The 7,629-nt window shown below is 58.6% G+C and carries 7 protein-coding genes; 5 read left to right on the top strand and 2 right to left on the bottom strand.

The features are described from left to right. Window positions 1-296 precede the first annotated feature (296 nt). Window positions 297-1,703, bottom strand: coding sequence for a purine-cytosine permease family protein (locus tag KGB23_RS19370; RefSeq protein WP_223432214.1), 1,407 nt, complete (start codon window positions 1,701-1,703; stop codon window positions 297-299). Window positions 1,704-2,028: 325 nt separating this feature from the next. Here KGB23_RS19370 and KGB23_RS19365 point away from each other — a divergent pair, with 325 nt between their 5' ends. The 5 genes from KGB23_RS19365 (at window position 2,029) to KGB23_RS19345 (ending at window position 6,016) form a co-directional block, all read left to right on the top strand. Then, window positions 2,029-2,514 (top strand): flavin reductase family protein, encoded by a 486-nt coding sequence (locus tag KGB23_RS19365; protein ID WP_056740501.1) that lies wholly within the window; start codon window positions 2,029-2,031, stop codon window positions 2,512-2,514. Window positions 2,515-2,616: 102 nt separating this feature from the next. Next, entirely contained in the window at window positions 2,617-3,660 is a 1,044-nt protein-coding gene (locus KGB23_RS19360; RefSeq protein WP_123722584.1) for an LLM class flavin-dependent oxidoreductase, read from the top strand. Between the two features lie 63 nt (window positions 3,661-3,723). Then, a complete protein-coding gene (locus KGB23_RS19355; RefSeq protein WP_177338838.1) occupies window positions 3,724-3,876 on the top strand; it encodes a hypothetical protein in 153 nt (50 codons plus the stop codon). A 92-nt stretch (window positions 3,877-3,968) separates the two neighbouring features. Further along, complete coding sequence (locus KGB23_RS19350) at window positions 3,969-4,646, top strand: cysteine hydrolase family protein (RefSeq protein ID WP_223432213.1); 678 nt, start codon at window positions 3,969-3,971, stop codon at window positions 4,644-4,646. Window positions 4,647-4,651: 5 nt separating this feature from the next. Next, entirely contained in the window at window positions 4,652-6,016 is a 1,365-nt protein-coding gene (locus KGB23_RS19345; RefSeq protein WP_223432212.1) for a purine-cytosine permease family protein, read from the top strand. Between the two features lie 259 nt (window positions 6,017-6,275). On the opposite strand, the gene KGB23_RS19340 is transcribed toward KGB23_RS19345, so the two are convergent. Further along, on the bottom strand, window positions 6,276-7,622 hold the full coding sequence (locus tag KGB23_RS19340; RefSeq protein ID WP_223432211.1) for a glutamine synthetase family protein: 1,347 nt from the start codon (window positions 7,620-7,622) through the stop codon (window positions 6,276-6,278). Window positions 7,623-7,629: the final 7 nt, after the last annotated feature.

Raw genomic sequence — 7,629 nt, 5'->3', positions numbered from 1 at the left:
AGGTTCTGCGCAGTGGGCAACCCGGCATGGATGCCGGGTTAGCCGCCCCCGGCCATGGATGGCCGATGGCGGCGGGCCCACGGAGCAGGACCGGAGCGAGGGCATGCCGAGCCTAAGCGAGGCACCGAACGAAAGGGGCAAGAGCCCTTTGGTTACTTTGGGGCTTTTCCAAAGTGACTCGCTGTAAAAGCGAAACCGTAATCAGCCATTACCGAAGAAACGGATACACACACAACCTGGCGCAAACAAAAATGCCCGGCAGAAGCCGGGCATTCCAGACGAACTCAAGTCAGACGCTAGCTTGTGTAACCCAGTTTCGCGGCCTTGCTCTCTTGCCCCTGCCCACGCGTAGCCAGGCAGTAATACAACGGACAAGTCACCACCAACCCCACCAGCCACGACAGATCAGCCCCGTCCACCAGATTGGCATACGGCCCGACATACAACGACGTATTGGCAAACGGCAGCTGCACAATAATCCCGATGAAATACGCAACAATCGCATGCAGATTGAAACGCCCATAAATCCCGCCATCCGCACGGAAGATCGAGGCAATGTCATAGCTGCCACACTTGATCAGGTAGAAATCAATCAGATTGATCGACGCCCAAGGCACCAGCACCAGCAACAGCGCCAAAATCAACCCGATGAACTGCGAGATGAAATCCGCCGAAGCGCCCAATGCGACAAAACAGCACCCCGCCAGCACAACACTCGACAACACCACGCGCACTTTGATGCTCGGCGTCCACTGGCTGGCGAACGTCTGGATCGAGGTGATGATCGACAGCACCGCGCCATACAGATTCAAGGCGTTGTGGCTGATGATGTTGAGCAGAAACAGCACCATCAAAATCGGTCCCAGCCAGCCGGTGGACTGCTTCACTGCAACCATCGCTTCGGTGCCTTCCGGAGTGGCCAACACCGCCACTGCACCGAAAGTGAACGACAGAATGGTGCCCAGGGTCGCGCCCAGATACGTGGCGAAAAACGGTCGGGCAATCCCGATATCCGCCGGCAGGTAACGCGAGTAGTCCGACACATAAGGCGAGAAGCTGATCTGCCAGATGATCCCCAACGATACCGTGGCCAACCAGCCCGACAGGTTGAAACCGCCGCGGGTGAAGAAGTCCGCCGGCAGGTCATGGGCGAAGATGTAAAGGAAACCGGCGAGCAAGGCACTGCCCATGACCCAGGTCCCGATGCGATTGAGGGTGTGAATGAAGCGGTAACCGATCACCCCGATCGCGGAGGCGCTCAAGGCGCCGATGAGGATGCTCGCCGGCACCGGAACCGAAGGCGCGATGCCGACAATGGACTTTCCGGCCAGCACGATATTGGAGATGAAAAAGCCGATGTAGATGATCGCCGCAAAGAACACGATCAGCAGCGCACCGTAACGGCCGAACTGGCCGCGGCTCTGCACCATCTGCGGAATCCCCATGCGCGGACCTTGCGCCGACGCCAGGGCAATCACCAGACCGCCGACCATATGTCCGAGCGCAATCGCCAACAGCCCCCAGAACAGGTCAAGGTGGAACACTTGAACCACCATGGCGCCGGTCACGATGGGCAGCGGTGCAATGTTCGTACTGAACCATAAAGTGAAAAGGTCGCGGGCCTTCCCGTGGCGTTCCGCGAGTGGGACGTAATCGACCGTGTGATTCTCGATCAGGGGGTCTTGCCGGGACATCTGGGACATGTGCATGAACTCTAGTTTGTCTGATCTTATAGTTGTACGAAGCCAAACCGGGGGAGCTCTTTGGCCGCCCCTCAGATGCCGGTCATATTATGGTATTCCATCTTTTAAACAAGACTGATCCGGTCTTTGAGTGCCCATCTGATCCGCTATCCTGCCGCATAAACGCGCCCCCTGACCAACGAAAAGCCCCGTAAACATTGACCTTAAGACGGTAGGCATACGTTTATCGGGTCAAAAAAAAAGCCCTTGCAAACTATGTATTACGGTATACCATCAGACCTACAAACACATAAAAACCCGCATTACACCGCCAGAGGACCGTCCCATGATCGATGCCGCCATCTACAAACAAGTGATGGGTTCGTTTCCTTCCGGGGTGACTGTGATCACCACGCTGGATGACGATGGCCAAATCGTCGGCCTGACCGCCAGCGCCTTCAGCTCGCTGTCCATGGACCCGGCCCTGGTGCTGTTCTGCCCCAACTACAGCTCCGATTCCTATCCGGTACTGATCAAGAACAAACGCTTTGCCATTCACGTCCTGTCCGGCGGCCAGCAGAGCGAAGCCTATGCTTTCGCGCGCAAAGGCAAAGACAAGGCGCAAGGCATCGAATGGACCTTGAGCGAACTGGGTAACCCGATTCTGGCTAACGCCACGGCGGTGATCGAATGCGAGTTGTGGCGCGAATACGAAGGGGGCGACCACGCGATCATGGTTGGCGCGGTGAAGAACCTGATCGTGCCCCAGCAGAACGCCGGGCCACTGGTGTATTGCCACGGCAAAATGGGCGCCCTGCCCGTGCTGGCCTGATCCAGAAAATATTTTGCGCATAGTGCGAATTTCGATACTCCAATAATCAGCCAGCCGACTCCCGATCGACAGGCCAACAATAAAAGATCCGAGGTAAGCGTCATGAAGTTTTCCCTGTTCGTGCACATGGAACGTTGGGACGAAAGCGTCAGCCACCGTCAGCTGTTCGAAGACTTGACCGAACTGACCCTGATGGCCGAAGCCGGCGGTTTCAGCACCGTCTGGATCGGCGAACACCACGCCATGGAATACACCATCTCGCCGAGCCCGATGCCGCTGCTGGCCTACCTGGCCGCCAAAACCACCACCATTCACCTCGGCGCCGGCACCATCATTGCCCCGTTCTGGCACCCGTTGCGGGTCGCCGGCGAATGCGCACTGCTGGACGTGATCAGTAACGGTCGCATGGAAGTCGGTCTGGCCCGTGGTGCCTATCAGGTGGAGTTCGACCGCATGGCCGGCGGCATGCCCGCCTCCTCCGGTGGTCAAGCGCTGCGCGAGATGGTTCCGGTGGTGCGCGCCCTGTGGCAAGGCGATTACGCCCACGATGGCGATATCTGGAAGTTCCCGACGTCCACCAGCGTGCCGAAGCCGATCCAGAAGCCTAACCCGCCGATGTGGATCGCCGCTCGCGACCCGGATTCGCACAACTTCGCTGTGGCCAATGGCTGCAACGTCATGGTCACGCCGCTGATGAAGGGCGACGAAGAAGTCCTCGACCTGAAGAACAAATTCCAGGCTGCCCTGGACAACAACCCGGACGTACCACGTCCGCAACTGATGGTGCTGCGTCACACCCACGTCCACGCGGTCGATGACCCCGAGGGCTGGAAAGTCGGGGCCAAGGCGATCTCCAGGTTCTATCGCACCTTCGATGCCTGGTTCGGCAACAAGGAAGTGCCGGTCAACGGCTTCCTGGCGCCGAGCCCGGAAGAGAAGTTCGCCGAGCGCCCGGAGTTCAAACTGGAGAGCCTGCACAAGACCGCCATGATCGGCACCCCGGAAGAAATCATCCCGCGCATCAAGTACTACCAGGAACTGGGGGTCGACGAATTCAGCTTCTGGTGCGATAACAGCCTGCCCCACGCGGAGAAGAAAAAATCCCTGGAGCTGTTCATCAAACACGTGGTCCCGGCGTTCCGCTGAGTCCACCACCCTGCCCCTCGGACGCGAAGCCGGGGGGCTGACTGACGTGTAGGGTCGATTCCAATGATCAATGATCGCCGCCCATCACTCGCCCTTCCCTCCGGCGCCGAGCAGGCTTACCTGCGCGGCGAATGGACCGCTTCGCATCTCCATTTCAAGCGCCTGCGCGCCAGCGTTACCGCCAAGCAGAACGGTTTCTGGCAACCCGTTCACTGAGCCCACCCGAACTGGAATTCACGCACCCACGTCTCGTCATCGCTGAGGCGTACCCGGTGCTTTGTGCTTCGGCCCATGATCAGGTTTGCTCAATGAACAATAAAAACGCGCTGTTGATCATCGACATGCAGCAGGAGGACGGTTTCGTCCTGGAAAACCTCGACACGGTGGTGACCCACACCGCCGCCCTGCTCGAGACCGCCCGCCATCAACGGGTGCCTGTCATCTATACCCGCCACATCAATCAGGCCGACGGCAGTGATTTGCCGCGCGGCGAACCGCGAGCGGCCGACGGCGGTCCCAGCAGTTATCGCGCCGACACCCGGCAGGTGGAAATCATCGAACATCTGGCGCCGCAGCCTGATGAACTCATTATCGACAAGGGCCGTTACAGCGCCTTCCATCGCACCGACCTGGATGCCCGACTCAAGGCGCTCGGGGTCGACACCCTGATCGTCTGCGGCGTGTTGACCGATGTCTGTGTGCTCAGCACGGTGTTCGATGCCTTCGCCCTGGGTTATCACATTCGGCTGGTCAGCGATGCCTGCACCACGACCACACTGGCAGGACATTACTCGGCGTTGCTGATCATGGCCAACTGGGTCTACGCCCTGGAAATCCTGACCTGCGCCGAATGCCTGCGAGCCCTGGAGAACCGCGATTATCTAAGCCTGATTCCCGAGCGCCCGGACCTGTTCGCCCACCAGCCCCATGAGCTGGAAAGCACCATCGCCCGCTTGCAAACCCACCTCGCCCGGACTCAGGAGTAATCGCCATGCAAGTCGAAAAAAGAAGCATCGATTTCATCCCTGAAACCGAACGCCATGGCCAACCGGGCTCGCTGTTTTTCATCTGGTTCGGCGCCAACATGAACATCACGACCATCGCGTCCGGCGTGTTGCCGGTGGTGATGGGGTTGAATCTGTTCTGGAGCGCACTGGCGATCATCATCGGCTCGCTCCTGGGGGCGATTTTCATGGCCTCCCATTCTGCCCAGGGGCCAAAACTCGGCATCCCGCAAATGATCCAGAGCAGGGCCCAGTTCGGCGTGCTGGGAGCGGTGTTGCCGCTGCTGTTCGTGATGCTGATCTACCTCGGGTTCTTCGTCAGCAACACCTTGCTCGCCGCCCAGGCATTGGAGTCCGTCAGCCCGTTGCCGGCCACCGGCAACATCTACCTGATCGGGGCGTTGTGCTTTGTCGTCGCGCTCTACGGTTATCGCCTGATCCATCGCCTGCAGAAAGTGCTGTCGCTGCTTTCGTTGTTGGTGTTCATCGCCGCTACGGTGCTCGCTTTGCAGCTGCCGATCCCGGCCGAACAATGGCTGGCAACGGGTTTCTCGTTGTCGAAGTTTCTGGTGGCGGTGAGCATTGCCGTGACCTGGCAACTGTCCTATGCGCCGTATGTGGCCGACTACTCGCGTTACCTGCCGAGCAGCACGCCGACCGCCAAAGTGTTCTGGTACAGCTACGCCGGCACGGTCAGCGGCGGTGCCTGGATGATGATTCTCGGGGCGATCCTCAGCGTCGGCATCAGCGACTTTTCAAGCAACGTCGGCGGCCATGTCGCCGGGCTGTTTGGTGGTGGTGCGCTGCTGCTGTTCGCCTTCATCGTCTATGGCCAGGTATCGATCAATGTGTTCAACCTGTACGGCGCCTTCATGTCGACCATTACCGTGATCGAACCCTTTGCCCGGCTCAAGGTGACGCCTCGGGTACGCGGCCTGTTCATGCTGGTGATCAGCCTGGTGGCCACCGCCTTGTGCACCATCAGTCAGGACGACTTCATCACCTTCTTCCTCAACTTCATTTTCTTCATGAGCTATTTCCTGATCCCTTGGACAGCGATCAATCTGGTGGACTACTACTGCCTGCGCAAAGGCCAGTACCGGATCGATGACATCTTCGACAAGGACGGGATCTACGGGCGCATCAACTGGATCGCCTGCGGCAGTTTCGTGTTGGCAATCGCCCTGGAAATCCCCTTCATGAACACCACGTTGTATGTCGGCCCGGTGGCCAACGCTCTGGATGGCGTAGACCTGGCCTGGATCGTCGGGTTGCTGGTGCCCGCCCTCAGCTACTACTGGCTGATGAAACTCGCCAAGCGTGCTCCGATGGTGGGTCAAGCGTCGCAGTAAATCGCTGAGCACAACGCCGGCCACGGTCGGCGTTGTGTCGCTCGAATCAATAAAGCCGAATTTCAGGCAAAAAAAATCCCAGGCAGCTGATGGACGCCTGGGACTCAAAATGCATAAACCGTGGTGGTGAACGCGGGGCGAATATTACTTAATATTTCTGCCTGTAACAATATGTTTTTATTCACTATCCAGTTACTAAATCTTCTAACTCATTAAATATCCACACATTTTTTATGGCAGAACACCGACAGGGACCGATTTAGAGGTACCAGCGATACTCCCGCGCACTGATGTCCTGCAGGAATGCCAAATGGTCCTGGCGCTTGTTTTCGCAGTAGACATCTACAAACTCCGCCCCCAAACCCTCGCGCAGCTGCGCGTTGTTTTGCATCGAACGCACGGCCTCCAGCATCTCCAGCGGGAAGTCGATTCCGCTGCCACGATCTTCGTTGAGGGGTGCAATCGGTTCACGCCCCACTTCCAGCCCTTGCTCCAGCCCTACCAGAATCGCCGCCAACACGAGATAAGGATTGGCATCCGCGCCCGCCAGGCGATGTTCGATGCGCAGATTCTTAGCGTCCGACTCAGGCACCCGCAGGCAGGCGTCACGATCTTCAAAGCCCCAACTGGCGCGCGTCGCGACATTCACCGTGCCGCTCAAGCGACGCATTGCGTTGTGATTCGGTGCAAAGATCGGCATGCAATGCGGCAACACTTCAAGGCAGCCGGCCACTGCATGGCGCAGTGCCTGCTGATCGTTAGCCGCCAACAAGTTGGTTCCCGCCTCGTCGTAAAGGCTCACATGCACATGCATGCCGCTACCGGGGTGCTGCAAGTAGGGTTTGGCCATGAAGCTGGCGCGGTGGTTGTGCTTGAGGGCCACCCCCCGTGTGCTGCGGCAGAACAGGGCCGCCCAGTCGGCCGCACGCAGGCCGTCGTCAAGGTGACCGAAATTGATCTCGAACTGGCCCGGGCCCAACTCCGCAGTGATCACCGTGGCATCGATGCCTTGCGCCCGCGCCGTTTCGACCATGTCATCGAGTACCGGTGAAAATCTCGACAGCCGTTCGATGTGCATATTCGGCTGATCATCGGCATCGTCCGTCAGCTGATCGCGAGGGAACTGTGGCAAGCCGTCACGTAGCTGGCGATCGAACAGATAGAACTCCAGTTCGAACGCGACCACGGGGAAAATCCCTTTTCGGCCAAGGCGCTCAAGCACCTGCGCCAACACTTCGCGCGGCTCGAAGACGATTGGCTTTTCAGTACCGCTGGAGGTAATCAGCATCTGCCCCAGCAGTTGTTTTTCCCAACTCACCGGCTTGAGCGTACCGGGCACCAGGCGGCGTGGAGCATCCGGGTCGCCGTCGTTGAAACAGTAGTCGCCGATTTTGAACAGACCGCCCTGCGTACCCAGCAACACACAGTTTTGTGGCAGCTTGAGCACGCTGCCTGCGGCAACTTTCTCGAGCATGTCTATCGGGTAGCGCTTACCGTAAAAATGCCCGGGGATGTCCAGGGAAATCAGGTCAACGTAACGCACCTGCGGGAAGCGCTGACGAAACGCGCGAACCTCAGCAACCAGATCAGAGCAGACAGCATCCATCGTTAGT

Origin of the sequence: Pseudomonas sp. GL-B-26 (assembly GCF_019947405.1) — a bacterium.
Lineage (GTDB): Bacteria > Pseudomonadota > Gammaproteobacteria > Pseudomonadales > Pseudomonadaceae > Aquipseudomonas.
The sequence above is the reverse complement of the archived record's forward strand: the minus strand, read 5'-3'. Positions and strand labels throughout refer to the sequence as shown.